At 55.5% G+C, this 14,795-nt stretch carries 15 protein-coding genes; 6 read left to right on the top strand and 9 right to left on the bottom strand.

Going from position 1 to position 14,795, the window contains the following annotated elements:
* Positions 1–4: 4 nt before the first annotated feature.
* From W822_RS33445 to pxpB, 3 genes are all read right to left on the bottom strand, one after another.
* Positions 5–760 carry a LamB/YcsF family protein gene (locus W822_RS33445; RefSeq protein ID WP_172642777.1) on the bottom strand — a complete coding sequence of 252 codons (756 nt, stop codon included), beginning with the start codon at positions 758–760 and terminating at the stop codon, positions 5–7.
* Positions 761–858: 98 nt separating this feature from the next.
* Positions 859–1,905 carry a 5-oxoprolinase subunit C family protein gene (locus W822_RS33450; RefSeq protein ID WP_051401658.1) on the bottom strand — a complete coding sequence of 349 codons (1,047 nt, stop codon included), beginning with the start codon at positions 1,903–1,905 and terminating at the stop codon, positions 859–861.
* Between the two features lie 9 nt (positions 1,906–1,914).
* Positions 1,915–2,673 carry a 5-oxoprolinase subunit PxpB gene (pxpB, locus tag W822_RS33455; RefSeq protein ID WP_024004990.1) on the bottom strand — a complete coding sequence of 253 codons (759 nt, stop codon included), beginning with the start codon at positions 2,671–2,673 and terminating at the stop codon, positions 1,915–1,917.
* 309 nt (positions 2,674–2,982) lie between these two features.
* Between pxpB and W822_RS33460 the strand changes: the two genes are divergently transcribed.
* Complete coding sequence (locus tag W822_RS33460; RefSeq protein ID WP_024004991.1) at positions 2,983–3,729, top strand: GntR family transcriptional regulator; 747 nt, start codon at positions 2,983–2,985, stop codon at positions 3,727–3,729.
* A gap of 16 nt (positions 3,730–3,745) precedes the next feature.
* Here W822_RS33460 and W822_RS33465 read toward each other — a convergent pair whose 3' ends face one another.
* Positions 3,746–5,107 (bottom strand): acetyl-CoA carboxylase biotin carboxylase subunit, encoded by a 1,362-nt coding sequence (locus tag W822_RS33465; RefSeq protein WP_024004992.1) that lies wholly within the window; start codon positions 5,105–5,107, stop codon positions 3,746–3,748.
* Between the two features lie 125 nt (positions 5,108–5,232).
* Here W822_RS33465 and W822_RS33470 point away from each other — a divergent pair, with 125 nt between their 5' ends.
* The 5 genes from W822_RS33470 (at position 5,233) to W822_RS33490 (ending at position 10,683) form a co-directional block, all read left to right on the top strand.
* Positions 5,233–5,445 carry a biotin/lipoyl-binding carrier protein gene (locus W822_RS33470; protein WP_024004993.1) on the top strand — a complete coding sequence of 71 codons (213 nt, stop codon included), beginning with the start codon at positions 5,233–5,235 and terminating at the stop codon, positions 5,443–5,445.
* Positions 5,446–5,481: 36 nt separating this feature from the next.
* The gene (locus W822_RS33475) at positions 5,482–6,756 is read left to right on the top strand and encodes a CaiB/BaiF CoA transferase family protein (protein WP_024004994.1); all 1,275 of its coding nucleotides are present in this window, start codon (positions 5,482–5,484) and stop codon (positions 6,754–6,756) included.
* A gap of 49 nt (positions 6,757–6,805) precedes the next feature.
* Positions 6,806–8,377, top strand: coding sequence for an acyl-CoA carboxylase subunit beta (locus W822_RS33480; RefSeq protein WP_024004995.1), 1,572 nt, complete (start codon positions 6,806–6,808; stop codon positions 8,375–8,377).
* A gap of 100 nt (positions 8,378–8,477) precedes the next feature.
* On the top strand, positions 8,478–9,494 hold the full coding sequence (locus W822_RS33485) for a tripartite tricarboxylate transporter substrate binding protein (protein ID WP_172642778.1): 1,017 nt from the start codon (positions 8,478–8,480) through the stop codon (positions 9,492–9,494).
* Between the two features lie 184 nt (positions 9,495–9,678).
* Entirely contained in the window at positions 9,679–10,683 is a 1,005-nt protein-coding gene (locus W822_RS33490) for a Bug family tripartite tricarboxylate transporter substrate binding protein (protein ID WP_024004997.1), read from the top strand.
* Positions 10,684–10,784: 101 nt separating this feature from the next.
* Here W822_RS33490 and W822_RS33495 read toward each other — a convergent pair whose 3' ends face one another.
* The 5 genes from W822_RS33495 to W822_RS33515 all read right to left on the bottom strand — a co-directional run bounded on the left by W822_RS33495 (position 10,785) and on the right by W822_RS33515 (position 14,733).
* The gene (locus W822_RS33495) at positions 10,785–11,558 is read right to left on the bottom strand and encodes a citryl-CoA lyase (protein ID WP_024004998.1); all 774 of its coding nucleotides are present in this window, start codon (positions 11,556–11,558) and stop codon (positions 10,785–10,787) included.
* A gap of 12 nt (positions 11,559–11,570) precedes the next feature.
* The gene (locus tag W822_RS33500; protein ID WP_051401659.1) at positions 11,571–11,918 is read right to left on the bottom strand and encodes a MaoC/PaaZ C-terminal domain-containing protein; all 348 of its coding nucleotides are present in this window, start codon (positions 11,916–11,918) and stop codon (positions 11,571–11,573) included.
* A 47-nt stretch (positions 11,919–11,965) separates the two neighbouring features.
* A complete protein-coding gene (locus W822_RS33505) occupies positions 11,966–12,415 on the bottom strand; it encodes a MaoC family dehydratase N-terminal domain-containing protein (RefSeq protein ID WP_024005000.1) in 450 nt (149 codons plus the stop codon).
* Complete coding sequence (locus W822_RS33510; protein ID WP_031242605.1) at positions 12,399–13,613, bottom strand: CaiB/BaiF CoA transferase family protein; 1,215 nt, start codon at positions 13,611–13,613, stop codon at positions 12,399–12,401. Before W822_RS33510 ends, W822_RS33505 begins: the two co-directional genes overlap by 17 nt.
* Positions 13,614–13,821: 208 nt before the next feature.
* The gene (locus tag W822_RS33515; protein WP_024005002.1) at positions 13,822–14,733 is read right to left on the bottom strand and encodes a LysR substrate-binding domain-containing protein; all 912 of its coding nucleotides are present in this window, start codon (positions 14,731–14,733) and stop codon (positions 13,822–13,824) included.
* Between the last annotated feature and the right edge of the window lie 62 nt (positions 14,734–14,795).

The raw sequence follows: 14,795 nt of genomic DNA on the forward strand, positions 1-14,795 counted from the left end.
GGCGTCAATGCGCCATCAGCAGGCCTTCCTTCTGGAACGCGGCATGGATCTGGCGCGCAAAGGCCAGCGCATGAGCACCATCGCCGTGCAAGCAAAGGGTATCAGCCTGAATCGGAACTTTTTTGCCTGACTGCGCTATGACATAACCCTCCTGTACCATGGTCAAGGCCTGGGAGACCGAGGTTTCAACCTCTTCAATCAGCGCGCCCGGCTGGTTACGTGGGGTGAGGGTGCCGTCATCCTGATACGAGCGATCGGCAAACACTTCCTGCATGACGGTCAGACCCAGTCCACGGGCAATGTCTACCTGACGACTGCCGGCAAGTGCAAACAGAGTAAGCTGCGGATCGACATCGCGTACGGCCTGGGCGATGGCTGCGGCCAGTTCAGCATGGTTGGCGGACATGTTGTACAGCGCGCCGTGAGCCTTGACATGATAAAGCCGGCCCCCCTGGGCACGGGCGACGGCGGCGAGCGCGCCGATTTGCACGACCACCAGGTCATACACCTGGATGGGGGTGAGTGCGAAGGGGCGGCGACCAAAGCCACGAATGTCATCCAGACCCGGATGGGCACCAGGCCTGACGCCCTGCTGTAGTGCCAGTTGCATGGTGTGCCGCATGGTATGAGCATCGCCGGCATGAAAACCGCAGGCGATATTGGCAGACGTCACATAGGGCATGATGGCGGCATCGTCACCCATCTTCCAGGCGCCGAAGCTCTCGCCCATATCACAATTGAGATCAATTTTTTTCATCACATCGTTTCCTTGGAGCGGGCTGTGCAATAGCAGGATATGCCCATTCTATATCGCATTTGTCATGGCGCGGGCGCGGATGCCCCGGGGCCTTGTCAGATTCATGTTGATCGGACAAACGCATCTTCCATGGCTGTGCCCAGTGGTGCCAAAGCCTGATGTACCTGGGCGAACAGCGCTTCGCGCTGCAGGAATACAGTGCGCGCCTCGTTCAGGCTGATCAACGACAGTTGAATGGATTCTCCCGGCAGGCATCGGGCCAGTACCGGCAGATCGACACTGGCGACATTGGCAATTTTCGGATAACCGCCGGTTGTCTGACGGTCTGCCATCAGGATAATGGGCTGGCCATCGGGCGGGATCTGAATGGTGCCAAATGCCGTCGGTTCCGAAAGAATCTGCAGGCCCGCCTCGGTTTGCAGGGACGGTCCATCCAGACGATAGCCCATTCTGTCGGAACTGGGCGTGATGGTATAGCGGGCGTTCAGAAAAGCGGTTTGCTGATTGACGGTAAAGTGTGTCCAATGCGCGCCGCGCGTTACCCGGATATGATGCCGTGATCCCAGACCCAGCCCGGCAGGCAGATAGATGCGGAATTGATCCAGGAAGTGCGCCAGTGCGTCGACAGCCGTTGGGCCCAGCTTGCGGTTGAGCGTCAGCCGGTCTTCTTTCATCAGCGCCCGTCCATGAAAGCCGCCCATACGACTTTTCAGATCGGTACTGGCGCTTTCCATGGTGGTATTTAACTGAATACCTCCGGCGATGGCCAGGGTCGCCCGCGCCTGGCCTTGCGGGGTGTCGTTACTGACGGGCGCGGAGCCAATACTGAGTACCTGACCGGTGCGAATCAGATGGGGGCGATTCAGTGCGATCGGGCGGCCATCGCATTCAAGCGTAAAAGCGGCACCACACACCGCGATGCAGGCGTCCTGCATGAACTTGATCTGCGGGCCGGACAGCGTCATTTCCAGTACGGGCAAAAGTGTGCGATTGCCGACCAGCGCGTTGGCCAGCCGGAAGGCGACCTGATCCATGACGCCGCATACCGGAGCGCCATAGGCTTGATAGCCATGTCGGCCTGCATCCTGAAATACAGACAGCGGGCCGGGTTTGAGCACAAGCAGACCTGTTTCCTCTTCTGAACGCATTGCTTTTCCTTACCGTATTGTCTCTGTCCGGGCCTTGATTTGTTCGTACTCCTGGCGGCTGATGATATCAAATTGCACCTGATCGCCTGGCGCATAGCGCGCGTAGGGCGGGGTGTGCGGATCAAACAGGCGCAGCGGCGTGGCGCCGACAATATTCCAGCCGCCGGGAGAGTCGTTGGGGTAGATCACTGTCTGGCGGTTGGCAATGGCGACCGACCCCGCGGGCAGATGCTTGCGGGGCGTACTGCGCCGGCCAATGGCCAGGCGTTCATCGGACAGACCCATATAGCCCATGCCCGGGGCAAACCCCAGCATAAACACCCGAACCGGCGCGGCCGTATGCAGTTGGATGACCTCTTCAACCGTCAGCCCGCAGTGCCGGGCGATGTCATCCAGGTCGATCCCAAACGACGGGTCGTAGCAGACCGGGATCCGAATCAGGCGTGCCGCTTCGGTCACGGCGGCGGCGTTATCGCGAATGTTATCGCTGTGGGCAAGCGGCGCCAGAATCTCTGTCAGCGTGTTGATCAGTTCTTTATGCGCAGGCGGCTGCGGATAAAAGGGATGTAAACAGACGCCCAGCGTGGTGAACGTGGGCACCAGGTCACTGATGTAGGGCAGTTGGGCATTGTGAATCAGTTCCGCTGCCTGGCGGGCGCGCGCATTGATTGCCGGGTCGATCTGATCGCCGAAGCGGATGATGACGCAATGGTCGCCTTCGGAACTGAAGGTCCAGGGGGCAGTGGAAGAGGCCGGATGTGAATTCATGGGATGTGTAAATTGCGATCAAAAAAACGGAACCCATTACCAGACGAGATGAAAAAGAGTGTATCAGTAATTCGCGCAAATTCGGCGAATCATGGAGCTCAAGCCGCGGACGTTAGCGAGGCGAAAGTGGTCGCGTCTTTATAAGCAGGAGCGGGCTGAATTAATCCGCGAGGATGTGGCACAATCGTTTTGTTAACTATCTGAATTATTACATCAGGGCTATAATAGGGTGTGTTAAACGCGAGGACACGCGGTTAAATTTCTGGTGCCTGAGTGCACTTAATCAATAGGTCAATAGGCAGGATATATATGGTGAAATCGACGGGTCAGGAAGCGCTGGACAGTTTTGAAAGTACAGTGGAATTCCGCCTTTTTTCTGACCGTAGGCAATTGACACTTTCCCTGCCAGAGCAAATAGCGGCTCAACTGGGTGACCAAATCATCAGTGGGGCGATGGCCAATGGCGCGCATATACCTGAACAGGAACTTGCAGAACGTTATGAAGTGAGCCGGGGTCCGGTGCGAGAGGCGCTCAGAATTTTGGAACGTGAAGGTCTTGTTATCGTCAATGCGAGAAGAGGGGCTTCAGTCAGTGAATTGAACGTGACGGAACTGGCGGAGATCTTTGAAGTGCGCAGCGCTTTGTTGTCGCTGGCGGCTCGCAAAAATGCCACGACCCGGAGCCCGGAACTGTTGAATCTGCTGGAATATGGCATTGAAAAACTCGCGACTTACGTCGACACGCCGGAAGATGGCAGTCGTTACGCCGAAACGACTTACCGTCTTTCGTTGCTCTCGGCGCGCTACGCGTCTAATGCCCGACTCAGTCAGATCGTGACATCGCTGTCCTTGCAAACCCTGCGTTATTCAAAGCTTCAATTTCGTGTAAAAGCGCGCCGCGAACGGTCGCTGGAATTCTGGCGTCAAAGCTTGCGTGCCTGTCGCGAAGGCGATGTTGATGCGGCTGTCCGGATTTGCCAGGAACGGATACAACTATCGTGGGATGCCACGCTCGCCGTTCTTCAGAAAGGCGAACCCGGCACAGGTAAAGAATGACATTGACGTTTGATCATCAGGCGTGCACGGTTTGTCTTTTGACAATATCGTCGGCCAGTTGTGTGTGAATTTTTCCTTCCTGAAAATCGGCATCCTGCAAGGCGGCGACGAGAAATGGAATATTGGTTTTGATGCCTTCAACCACACTGTCCGAGAGCGCCTCAGATAGACGGGCAATCGCCTGTTGGCGGTTCGCTCCATAAGCAATAACCTTGGCAATCATCGGGTCATAATAGGGGGATATCCGGTTGCCCTCAGCGTATCCGGTTTCAATGCGGATGCCTGGCCCCACCGACAGGCGGAACACTTTCAATAGCCCGGGCGATGGAATCCAGCGCCATGGATCTTCTGCATAAATGCGAGCCTGTATGGCATGTCCCTTCGGGGGCTGGAGATCGGCCGATATAACATCGGACAAGCGCTGTCCGGCAGCCAGTGCGATCTGGCTTCTGACAATATCTACACCCGTTACTTCTTCGGTGACACCATGCTCCACCTGCAGACGCGTGTTCATCTCCAGAAAGCTGAATCCCCGGTCCGGGTCGTATAGTGTCTCAATGGTGCCGATGTTGTTGTATTGAATGGTCTTCATAATGTGCGCCGCCGTGTCCGCCATTGACAAAATCGTCGCACGCTCGATCGCCGGGGCACCCGCCTCTTCAATCACTTTCTGATGGCGGCGCTGGATAGAGCAATCACGCTCAAACAGATGGATGGCATTGCCGTAATTATCGGCAATGATCTGGAACTCGATATGGCGGGGCCGCTCAAACAGTTGTTCAGCGTACAACTCGCCATTGCCAAAGCTTCTTTGCGCCAGGCCCCGGGCCTTTTCCAGCGAGGCGGGCAATTGCTCGGGCGAGTGCACCGAAAGCATTCCGATACCGCCACCGCCGGCCGCGGGCTTGATCAACAGAGGGAAGCCAACTGCGGCTGCCTGCAGGGATTGCTGTGCCAAATCTCCGCGCAAAACTTGACTGCTCTGGCACATTGGCATGGCATGTTGCTTCATCAACTCACGGGCCTGTGTTTTATGTCCCATGGATTCAATCCAGTTTGCAGCCGGACCGATAAAGACCTTACCTGCCTGCATGACCTTGCGAGCAAATTCCGCATTTTCAGACAGAAATCCGTAGCCAGGATGGATGGCGTCGGCTCCGGTGACGCATGCCGCGTTCACAATCGCATCCATGTTCAGATAACTTTGCCGGGCCACCGCCTCTCCGATACAGACGCGTTCGTCAGCCTGGGCGATATAAGGCAAATCTGCATCGGCATGCGAGTAAACCGCGACACTTTGAATGCCCGAATCCTGCAGGGCACGAATGATTCTGGCAGCGACGGCCCCTCGATTGGCCACTAATACTTTTTTGAACACGCGCTTTCTCCTTTCCCATGGACGAATCAATTTTTGATGTGTGTGGACATGCACGCTCATTGTGCATTTTATGTTTGTGTATTATATTATTGTTAACAATATTTTTGTCAATAAGGAGTGGGAGCATGGAAATCCTGTCAGAGGTTACAGGCAATGTTTGGAAAGTGCTTGTTAAACAAGGGGATGCCGTGGAAGCGGGTCAAACACTGGTCATCGTGGAATCGATGAAAATGGAAATACCGGTGGATGCCGAAACGGCGGGCACGGTCAGTCTGTTCGTGAAAGAAGGGGATCCGATCGAAGAAGGCATGCGGGTTGCCGAAATCATCGCGTCTTAAGCCGCTGTGACATGTGTATATTCGACAGGAGAGCAAATGAGCCCTACTTTAAACACGCAGCCAGTGACCGCCGAAACCGGGTCTGCACCCCTGGCAGGCATTAAGGTCATCGAAATTTGCAGTACGATCGCAGGCCCTGCATGCGGACGGCTACTTGCCGATTTCGGTGCAGACGTGATCAAAATTGAGCCGCCTCAGGGTGATCCGGTACGCCAGATGGGTAGCCATGTTGGCGATATTTCGCTTTATGCAGCCTCGATATTGCGCAACAAGCGTTCTATCGTGATTGATCTGAAATCAGAGCAGGGGCGGGAGCTGGCGTTGGCGCTGATTGCCAGGGCCGATATTGTTCTGGAAAACAACCGGCCCGGCGTCCTTGAGAGACTGGGGCTGGGATATGAGCAGGTAGCCGTGAAGCATCCTGGCGTGATCTACGTGCGCATCAGCGGTTATGGGCAGGATGGCCCCTATTCGCAACGTCCCGGCTATGGCGCTATTTGCGAAGCGGTGGGGGGCGTCAGGCACATGACCGGGGATCCGGACCGTCCGCCTGCCCGGGTGGCGCTGGCGACGACTGATTACCTGACCTCAGTCTATGCAGCCTTCGGCGCACTGGGCGCGTTGCGCAGTCGCGACCGGACAGGCAAGGGGCAGGTGGTGGATGTTGCCCTGTACGAGACTGCGTTTACACAGCTTGAACCGCTGGTGCCCGCCTACCAGAAACTGAATAAAGTTCCGATGCGGGTGGGACCCAATCTGCCTTCCATGGCGCCCAACAGTCTGTATCCGACACGGGATGCGAATTACTTGTTGATTGCCGCCAATAGCAATGCCACTTTCGAGCGTTTGCTCAAACTGATGAATCGGCTTGAGCTGCTGCAGGATCCGCGTTTTTGTTCGATTCGTGCACGCGGAGAAAAACCCAATATGCTGGCACTGGATGCCATTATCAGCGATTGGACGCGGCAGTACGACGCCGTTGAGCTGGAGCAGATGATCATTGACGTGGAGGTACCCGTCTCACGTGTGTACACCGTCGCAGATATCTTCGATGACCCGCATTATCGGGCTCGCAGCATGATAGCCCACGTCGCCCATCCCCAACTGGAGTCAGTTGCACAAATCGGCGTGGTGCCAAGGTTGTCCGCCACACCTGGGATTATTCGTTTTACCGGCCCGGATCTGGGTGCAGACACGATCAGTGTATTGCGAGACGAGCTTGGTCTTCAGGATGAAGCTATCGACAATATGCTCAGTGCCGGCGTTGTTCGTGAGGGCGCATCCACGCGTCGTCGCGGGCACAAACAATAAATCGGGCTTGTCAGGCCGGCGTTACGTCCAACCCAAAGTAGAAGAGATTATGAATACATTTGAATATCACGGTGAACAGTGGAAAGAGGAATACGAGGAGCTGTACAAGCGCCGCCAGATGGCCCAGGCCATGGGTGGTCCGGAAGCATTGCGTAAACACCGCGAACGCGGTCGATTGAACGCACGCGAACGCATGGGCGCGCTTTTGGATACAGGCAGTTTTCGGGAAATGGGCAAGTTATCCGGCAAGGGTCGCTACGATGAAAACGGCCGGTTTCTAGATATGTCCCCCGTCAATGCCATCATCGGGACAGGCAAAATCGACAGGCGCACCGTCGTGGTTTCCGGCGACGATTACACCTTGCGTGCGGGGTCTTCCGAATCCACAATTTCAGATAAATGGATTTATGCGGAACGCATGGCAATGACGATTGGCACGCCGTTGATCAGAATGGTGGACAGTGCCGGCGGGAGCGTGAAACTGTTGGCCCAGATGCGGGGAACCAAGATCCCGGGATATCCGACCTGGCCGGCGATCAAGCTGCTGCAGCATGTGCCTGTGGTCGGGATTGCATTGGGGTCGTGTGCGGGCCTGGGAGCCATGAAAGTGTTACTTTCCCATTTTTCTGTCATGGTGCGCGATCAGGCGCAGGTTTTTGCTGCCGGTCCGCCGGTGGTCAAACAGGCCTATGGCATCGAGATCGACAAGAACGATCTTGGGGGATACAAAGTACACAGGCGCAGTGCGCTGGTGCATAACGAAGCGGTAGATGAAGCAGATGCTTTTGCTCAGGTTAGGCGGTTTCTGAGTTATCTGCCTAGAAACAGCGAACAGATGGCGTCGCGTACAGAATGCCAGGACTCCCCCGAACGCGTTGAAGACTGGCTGGCAGATGCAATTCCAAAAGACAGACGCAAAATATTCGATCCACGGAAAATTCTTGCGGCCATTTGTGACACTGATTCGATTTTTGAAATTGGTCGCTGGCAGGGTGGATCGGTGATCACTGCGCTGGCGCGTGTCGATGGTTATCCAGTGGGAATTTTATGTAGCGATCCCAAGATTGCCGGGGGTGCGATGACCGTCGCGGCGGCCTATAAGACAGAGAGGCATGTCAAATTATGCGACACATTCGGGCTGCCTATCATTAATTTTGTGGACCAGCCGGGTAATGCAACCGGTCCCGAAGCCGAGTTGCAGGGAACACTACTGGCTGCTGTTCGCGTACTGGAGACCATCGAAAAAGCGAATACGCCATGGTTTTCCGTGATTATGCGCCGCTGTTTCGGTATGGCCGGCGGCATGCACGCACCCAAACATTTCCCCGCCTTGAATCATCGCGTCGCCTGGCCTTCCGCGCGCTGGGGATCTATCCCCATTGAAGGCGGTGTCTATGCCGCGCACCGGCGCGAGATAGACCAGGCATCGAATCCGGATGCCAAACGTCAGGAGCTGGAGGGTCAATACCATCATTTGGGCTCACCTTTTCGCACCGCCGAAGCCTTCGGAATACTGGACATCATTGATCCGCGTGAAACGCGTTCTATTCTGTGCGATTGGGTCGCGGAAGCGTGGGAGGTGATGGGACAGCGCAAAAGTCGCAGCACAGATGCGCGCTGAGCGTGTTGTTTTCTTTACAAGAAGTAGAAAGATGTCGGCAAATTCGCCGATGCAAAGTGGAGACATGCAGTGTGTTCATTCACCATTCGAGGAGATCAGTATGAATATAAATCGTTGTATCAGGCCTTTGTGTAAAACGGCTATGGGCGTACTTCTGGCGTATGCCGCAGCGACTGCCGGCGCAGCACAGGCGCAATCGCAGGAAAGTGGTGCCTGGAAGCCCGGTAAAGGAGAGTTTATCGTGCCGGCAGGCCCCGGCGGGGCGCTGGATACGTCGGCGCGAATGATTGCGCATTTGCTGCAGGTCAAGAAGTTATATCCCAACCTTGTTGTCGTGAACAATCCGGGTGGCAATATGACGATTGCGCTTAATGCGCTGGACAGGCACAAGGGCGATGGGAATTATGTGGCGACATCAGTCAGTTCGCTGATGAATCAGGAGATTCTTGGCAAGTTGAATCATAAGTTTGCCGATTACACAGAAATTGCAACCTTATTCGACGAGTATGTGGCGGTTGTGGTCAGGGCAGATTCACCGTACAAAAATATCCACGAATTGATCGCCAAATTCAAAGCAGCACCTGACGCACTTAACGTTGGGGTTGCCACGTCTATTGGCAACCATATTCATGTCGGTATCGCGAGCCCGTTGAAGGAGGCGGGTGTCAATATCAGCAAGATGACCGTCGTGCCTTATAAGTCGTCTTCTGAATCCATGACTGCGCTGCAGGGAGGCCATCTCGATGTTGTGGCAGCCACGACACCGAATCTGGTCGGTCTGATGCAAAGCGGGGCTATCCGGGTGCTTGCTATCGGCGCACCCGAACGCTTGAGTGCGCCGTTCGACACGGTGCCGACCTGGGTGGAAGAAGGGATTAATGTCGTGCCAAGTTCCGCCCAGGGCGTACTTGGTCCCAAGAATATGCCCAAAGAACAGCTGGAAGTATGGGTCCAGATGCTCAAGACTATTACGGCGACAAAAGAGTGGAAGGATTTTCTGGCCAAAAATCATTGGCGTGAACATTTTCTGGAGCCTGAACAATCACGGGAATACCGTGCCCAGGAGTATAAAAATATTCACGCTGTCTTGACTGAATTAGGGTTGGTCAAGCAATAGCTGTCAGGGAGGCGGGCCTGCGCGCCCGCCCGTGTGCAAAAAACTGACACGCGCATGCATAAAATTCGTTTGCAGCGCACTCCAGTGCTTCATAACATAATGACTGATTGATCAATCCCGTCGTACAGGGAGAACAGCGTTGTTATTAGAAAAATGCAATCGTTCACTGGAGCACCGGAGACTCATGCGTAATCACAATCATAAATCCAGTCGGATCCCCCCAAGTTTACCCAAATTAGCTGTCGGCATTCTGTTGGCGATCAATACCGGCCTTGCTTTTGGACAGGACTATCCGACCAAGCCCATTCGACTGGTCTCCGCCCACGCCGCAGGCGGGGCGGCCGATACGCTTTCGCGCATCGTCGCCGAGCAGCTCGCTACCAAGCTGGGACAGCCGGTGGTGGTGGAAAATCGCCCGGGTGCCAGCACGGCGCTGGCAGCCGAGTCGGTGGCGCGGGCGCCGGCAGATGGATACACACTCCTGATGGTGACGGTCACTACCTTATCCATTAATCCGACCATCATGCCGTCACTGAAGTATGACGCGATCAAGGATTTTGCGCCGATTACGGTTGTGGCTTCCACGCCTTTCTTTCTTGGCGTCAACACAGGTTTGCCTGTCACTTCCGTTCAGGAACTTATAAAAATGGCCAAGGACAAGCCGGGCAAGCTCAATTACGGCTCTTCCGGGAATGGCACCTCCTCGCATCTGGCCGGCGCGCTGTTTGACGATATGGCCGGGATCAATATGCTTCAAATTCCTTACAAAGCCACGTCGGCGCGAAATACCGATTTATCTTCGGGCGTCATTCAGGTGGTTTTCGGTAATGATCTGCTGCCGTTTGCCGAGACAGGAAAGGTACGAATTCTGGGCGTGACATCAAAACAGCGCCTGTCGGGCCATCCGGACATTCCAACCGTTGCGGAAGCGGGCAAGCTGCCCGGCTACGAGGCATCGGTATGGTATGGGCTGGTCGCGCCGGCCGGGACGCCCCAGGCAATCGTAAACCGCCTGAGTTCGACGGTGCACGACATTGTGGCAGACCCGGATGTCAAGAAAAAAATCATGGCCTCCATTGGCGGCGAAGCTGTCGGCAGTTCACCTGAAGCATTCTCCGATCTGATCAAATCCGATATGGAAAAGTGGGGCGCCGTCATTAAACGTGCTGGCCTGGCGACCGCAAAATAAAAAGCAAGACCATAGAAATCAGGACCACGGGTCTGTCGGGTTTCGCCGCAGACTCGTGGCTTTGTCCTGCACAATACATTGCATTGGGTTAAGGTGCTGATTTATTCCCGGTAAGGAACGGTCTGCTTGGCCGCCGCCCAGATTGCTTTACCAGACGGGTTTTCAAGTTCTTCAAGATAATGCCCGACCAGTCCCGCAGCACGCGACACAACTGAAAATCCCCGTATGGCGGCCACCGGAACGTCACTCTCCAGTAAAAGCGCGGCGATGGCGCCAGTCGCGTTGATCGTGACGTGACGGCCGTATTGCCGGTCTACCTCGTCTCCGAGGCCTTGGACCAGTCGCACGTAGCGGTCGGCGCAACCCAGTTGGGAGGCGAGTTCGAACAACTTCAGCGCGCGCGGATCATCGGGCTTGTGTGTCCCATGTCCGAAACCGGGCAAGGCACGCTTGTCCCGTCTATAAGCAGACACGATCTCACACAGCACGGCATGCAGGTCTTCGCCATTTTCTATGCGCTGTTCGATGTCCAGCAACAGCGCTGCACATTGTTCGGTCGTGCCGGCATACACACTGCCGATTGCCAGCAAGCCTGACGAAATGGCGACCTGGGGCTCTTCGGGCACGCTCATGGCCATGAGCCGCGTAATGACAGCAGAGGGCGTCAGGCCATGTTCCATCAAGGTCACCAGACAGGCGTCCAGCAGGTCGCACTGAACCTGCGTGGGCATGCGATCGCAGGTCAGGAAATACAGCATTTGCGTAAAGCGGGTGGTGCCGATCAGTTCGTTGACGAGGTCCCGGCCCCGCACCTTGACCTCTTTGGTAAACGAGGCGCCGGTGCGGGTATAGGGCTGTTTGTTATTGGTGTCCATGATGGGGTCACATCAGGCCAGACCGACGGTGCCGACAAGCGTGGTATCAAATTGCGACTTGCAATGCACCTGATTATCTGAGGTGATTGTCGTCACCAGATCATCGCCCGGGCAGACGCCCCGCACGTACTTGACCGTCAACCGGCCTTTGTAGTGCCAGTCGCGGCCGAATTTTTTGGCACCAAGGTCGCACACATACGCGGTGTACATCAGGCCATGCCCAAGCGTGCCGCGAAATCCCCGCTGTTTGGCATAGGCGTCGTCATAATGCAAAATATCATTATCGCCATTAAGAACACCATAGTTATCAAACAGTGCCTGCGTCTGCTTGACGGTTTTTTGCAATTCTTGATCAGTCATTTTCAGTCTCCTTGTCGTGGTTGTCCAGAATGGATTGACCGTCACTTTTAATTCGGAAAAGCAGAGGTGTGATTGACCGCTACCAGCAGCGCGCCCTCCGGCGTCTTGAATTCAACGTCGTACTTGATGTACTTGAGCCCCTTGCGTTCGTATTTGTCGGTCAGGCGGCCGGTGCCCACCACGTCGGTGTCTTCATCGGCCCAGATAGGATGGTGAAATTCAATCGTATTGCCGATCATGATCCCCCCTTGTTGCGGCGGGTATTTTCGGTACATCACCGCCATCATGTACACCAGAACAACATTGGGTGGAGCAGCCTGCCTTCCGTCAATCACATAGTTTTCGGGCTCGGCATTCACGACAGACATATACTCCTGCACAATATCTTTCGTGACGGTGAAGGGCAGTGCATCAAACTCCTGTCCGATCACCCAGTCCTTATACAGCGCGCCGGGCAGCTCGCCTTCCCTTGGTTTCACATCACTGGGTCTTGTCATTCATGGCTCCTTGAAAAATAATATTGGCATCGATCAGTTGGTTAATCTGCTGGTCTTCGTATCCGCAAACGCGAGACAGGACTGTGCGCGTATGCTCGCCGAATGCAGGAGGGTAGGAAGCAGGCTCGGATCCGTCGTACTTGAAAGGGTTGCCCAGAAAGCGTAGCGTGGCCAGGGTTCTGGGGTGCACCAGTTCCTCGACCATCCGGCGCTCGTGCGCCAGGGGCTGAGAGGTTGCCTGCGCAATATTATTGACGAGCGCCGCCGGCACTCTGTGCTGGAATAAATGCGCCGCCCACTCAGACGCCGTCCTGGTCCGGAAAACCTGATTCAATTCCTGTGTGAGGCTTTCCACGTTTTCGATACGCCGCACCGGATGATCGAATCTGGGATCATCGGCAAGATCGGCGCGACCGATGGCTTCGCAGAAAGTTTCCCAGAACGTCTGGCCTGTCGGCGACAGGGCAATAAACTGCTCATCCGAACAGGGGTAGATGTCGCTGGGGGCAATCACAGGATGACGGGCGCCATTGGCTGTGGGAATCACATCCGAAATAAAATAATTTTGCGCCTGCCAGGTCAGCATGGCCAACTGGCAGTCCAGCAAAGACACCTGCAGCAGGTCGCCCTGACCCGATTTCAATGCCTTGAGCATCAGCGCCACGCACCCGAGAGCCAGATACAAACCACCGGTCAGGTCGGCCGCCTGATATCCAAGCCTTACGGGTTCGGCATCTTTGTTGCCGGTAATGCTCATGACGCCGCTCATGGCCTGCACCACCAGGTCGAAAGCGGGCGCTTTGGCATATGGACCTTTGTCGTGAAGACCGATCAATTGGCCGATGGCAAGCCTGGGATTGACGGCCAATAATGACGCCTTGTCCAGGCCCAGGCGTTTTGGCACATCAGGGGCGAAGCCGTAAATAATGGCATCGGACTCTCGTACAAGGTCGTAGAGCACTTCCCGGCCTTCTTTGGATTTCAAATCCAGGGCGATACTGGATTTGCCGCGATTGACCGACAGAAAAAATCCCGAATCGCCCTCAAACACCGTGGAATGGCTGGACACTCTGCGGGAAAGGTCGCCTTCCAGAGGTTCCACCTTGATCACTTCCGCTCCAAGCTGGGCAAGTAACTGGCTGGCGAACGGTCCACCCAGCACCCATGTCAGATCCAGTACTCGAAAATCACTCAGCATGTCTGCTCCGGGATGTTGATTTTTCATCACATCATTGGTGATGCATGCGCCTATGATGCACGCAACAATAGCCATCGTAAATCGACTAAAAATCGAACGATGTGCGTTAATCTCACAGTATGCCGGGAGGGGCGGTCAGGCCGGGCCGCAGGGCCGCAGCCACACACCGCAAGGATCGCTGTGCGAAGAGCGTGCTGAAGTCGGAGCGTTATATCACCGTGCGCGCAAACTGGTCGCACGCCTTGCCTTCTTCTGACAGCCAGGTGCAAAACTCATTAATCAATTGTCGGCGGCGGCCTCCGAGCGTCATGACATAGGCATAATCAACCGCACTGACATCCGGTCCGTCAAAAGCGATCACCAGATTGCCGGCGGCCAGATCGTCTGCGACGAGGGACAACGGTGCAAGTGCAATGCCCAGGCCCTCGAGCGCGGCCTGCACTGCAAAAAACATTTCGTCAAATCGCAAGAAATCGCCTGATGCCGGTTTCTCACAGCCAGCCTGTTCAAACCATTGCGTCCAGGCGGACACGTTGCTTTTCGCTTCAATAAGACGATGTTTGGTTATATCTTCGGCGCATAATACCGGGCAGCGCTCAACACGTTCGGGCGCACAGATGGCCACCAGTTTTCCCGACAGAAATGTTTGCGCATTCAGATCGGATGATGAAGGAGGCAGTCTTCGTATCACCACATCAAAATCGCTCAGTTTGAGCGAACTGATGCTGGTGGTGCTGGTGGTCAGGCGGATCTCAGCTTTATTGTGGCGGCGCTGAAAAACAGAGAGTCTGGGAATCAGCCATTTCATTGTGAAAGTCGGCGGCGCGTTGATCAGTAATGCGGCATGGTCGCCCGGGCACATCAAGCTGTCCACGGCAGTGGACAGGCGGTCGAAAGCAGGTGCCACCTCAGCCAGCAGCTCAATACCCTCGTCGGTCAGCTCAATCGGCTGACTGCGACGAAACAGCCGCAGGCCCAGCAATGACTCCAGCATGCTGATTTGACGACTGACCGCACCGTGCGTGACGCCCAGTTCGTTGGCGGCAAGACTGAAACTGCGATGTCGTCCTACCGACTCAAAGGCTCGCAAGGCGTTCAGCGGCAACGATCGTCGATTCATAGGGTATCCCCGGGCAGAGCAAAAATCTGACTATAACTGCGCCGGGGGCGCTCGGCAATAAA

Origin of the sequence: Advenella kashmirensis W13003, assembly GCF_000506985.1 — a bacterium.
Taxonomy (GTDB): domain Bacteria; phylum Pseudomonadota; class Gammaproteobacteria; order Burkholderiales; family Burkholderiaceae_B; genus Advenella; species Advenella kashmirensis_A.

Excerpts from the sequence above, each read along its gene's own strand:
- W822_RS33485 (WP_172642778.1), top strand. The coding sequence starts at position 8,478 with ATGAATATAAATCGTTGTATCAGGCCTTTGTGTAAAACGGCTATGGGC.
- W822_RS33480 (WP_024004995.1), top strand. The coding sequence starts at position 6,806 with ATGAATACATTTGAATATCACGGTGAACAGTGGAAAGAGGAATACGAG.
- W822_RS33490 (WP_024004997.1), top strand. The coding sequence starts at position 9,679 with ATGCGTAATCACAATCATAAATCCAGTCGGATCCCCCCAAGTTTACCC.
- W822_RS33500 (WP_051401659.1), bottom strand. The coding sequence starts at position 11,918 with ATGACTGATCAAGAATTGCAAAAAACCGTCAAGCAGACGCAGGCACTG.
- W822_RS33475 (WP_024004994.1), top strand. The coding sequence starts at position 5,482 with ATGAGCCCTACTTTAAACACGCAGCCAGTGACCGCCGAAACCGGGTCT.
- W822_RS33515 (WP_024005002.1), bottom strand. The coding sequence starts at position 14,733 with ATGAATCGACGATCGTTGCCGCTGAACGCCTTGCGAGCCTTTGAGTCG.
- W822_RS33460 (WP_024004991.1), top strand. The coding sequence starts at position 2,983 with ATGGTGAAATCGACGGGTCAGGAAGCGCTGGACAGTTTTGAAAGTACA.
- W822_RS33450 (WP_051401658.1), bottom strand. The coding sequence starts at position 1,905 with ATGCGTTCAGAAGAGGAAACAGGTCTGCTTGTGCTCAAACCCGGCCCG.
- W822_RS33510 (WP_031242605.1), bottom strand. The coding sequence starts at position 13,613 with ATGCTGAGTGATTTTCGAGTACTGGATCTGACATGGGTGCTGGGTGGA.
- pxpB (WP_024004990.1), bottom strand. The coding sequence starts at position 2,673 with ATGAATTCACATCCGGCCTCTTCCACTGCCCCCTGGACCTTCAGTTCC.
- W822_RS33505 (WP_024005000.1), bottom strand. The coding sequence starts at position 12,415 with ATGACAAGACCCAGTGATGTGAAACCAAGGGAAGGCGAGCTGCCCGGC.
- W822_RS33470 (WP_024004993.1), top strand. The coding sequence starts at position 5,233 with ATGGAAATCCTGTCAGAGGTTACAGGCAATGTTTGGAAAGTGCTTGTT.
- W822_RS33495 (WP_024004998.1), bottom strand. The coding sequence starts at position 11,558 with ATGGACACCAATAACAAACAGCCCTATACCCGCACCGGCGCCTCGTTT.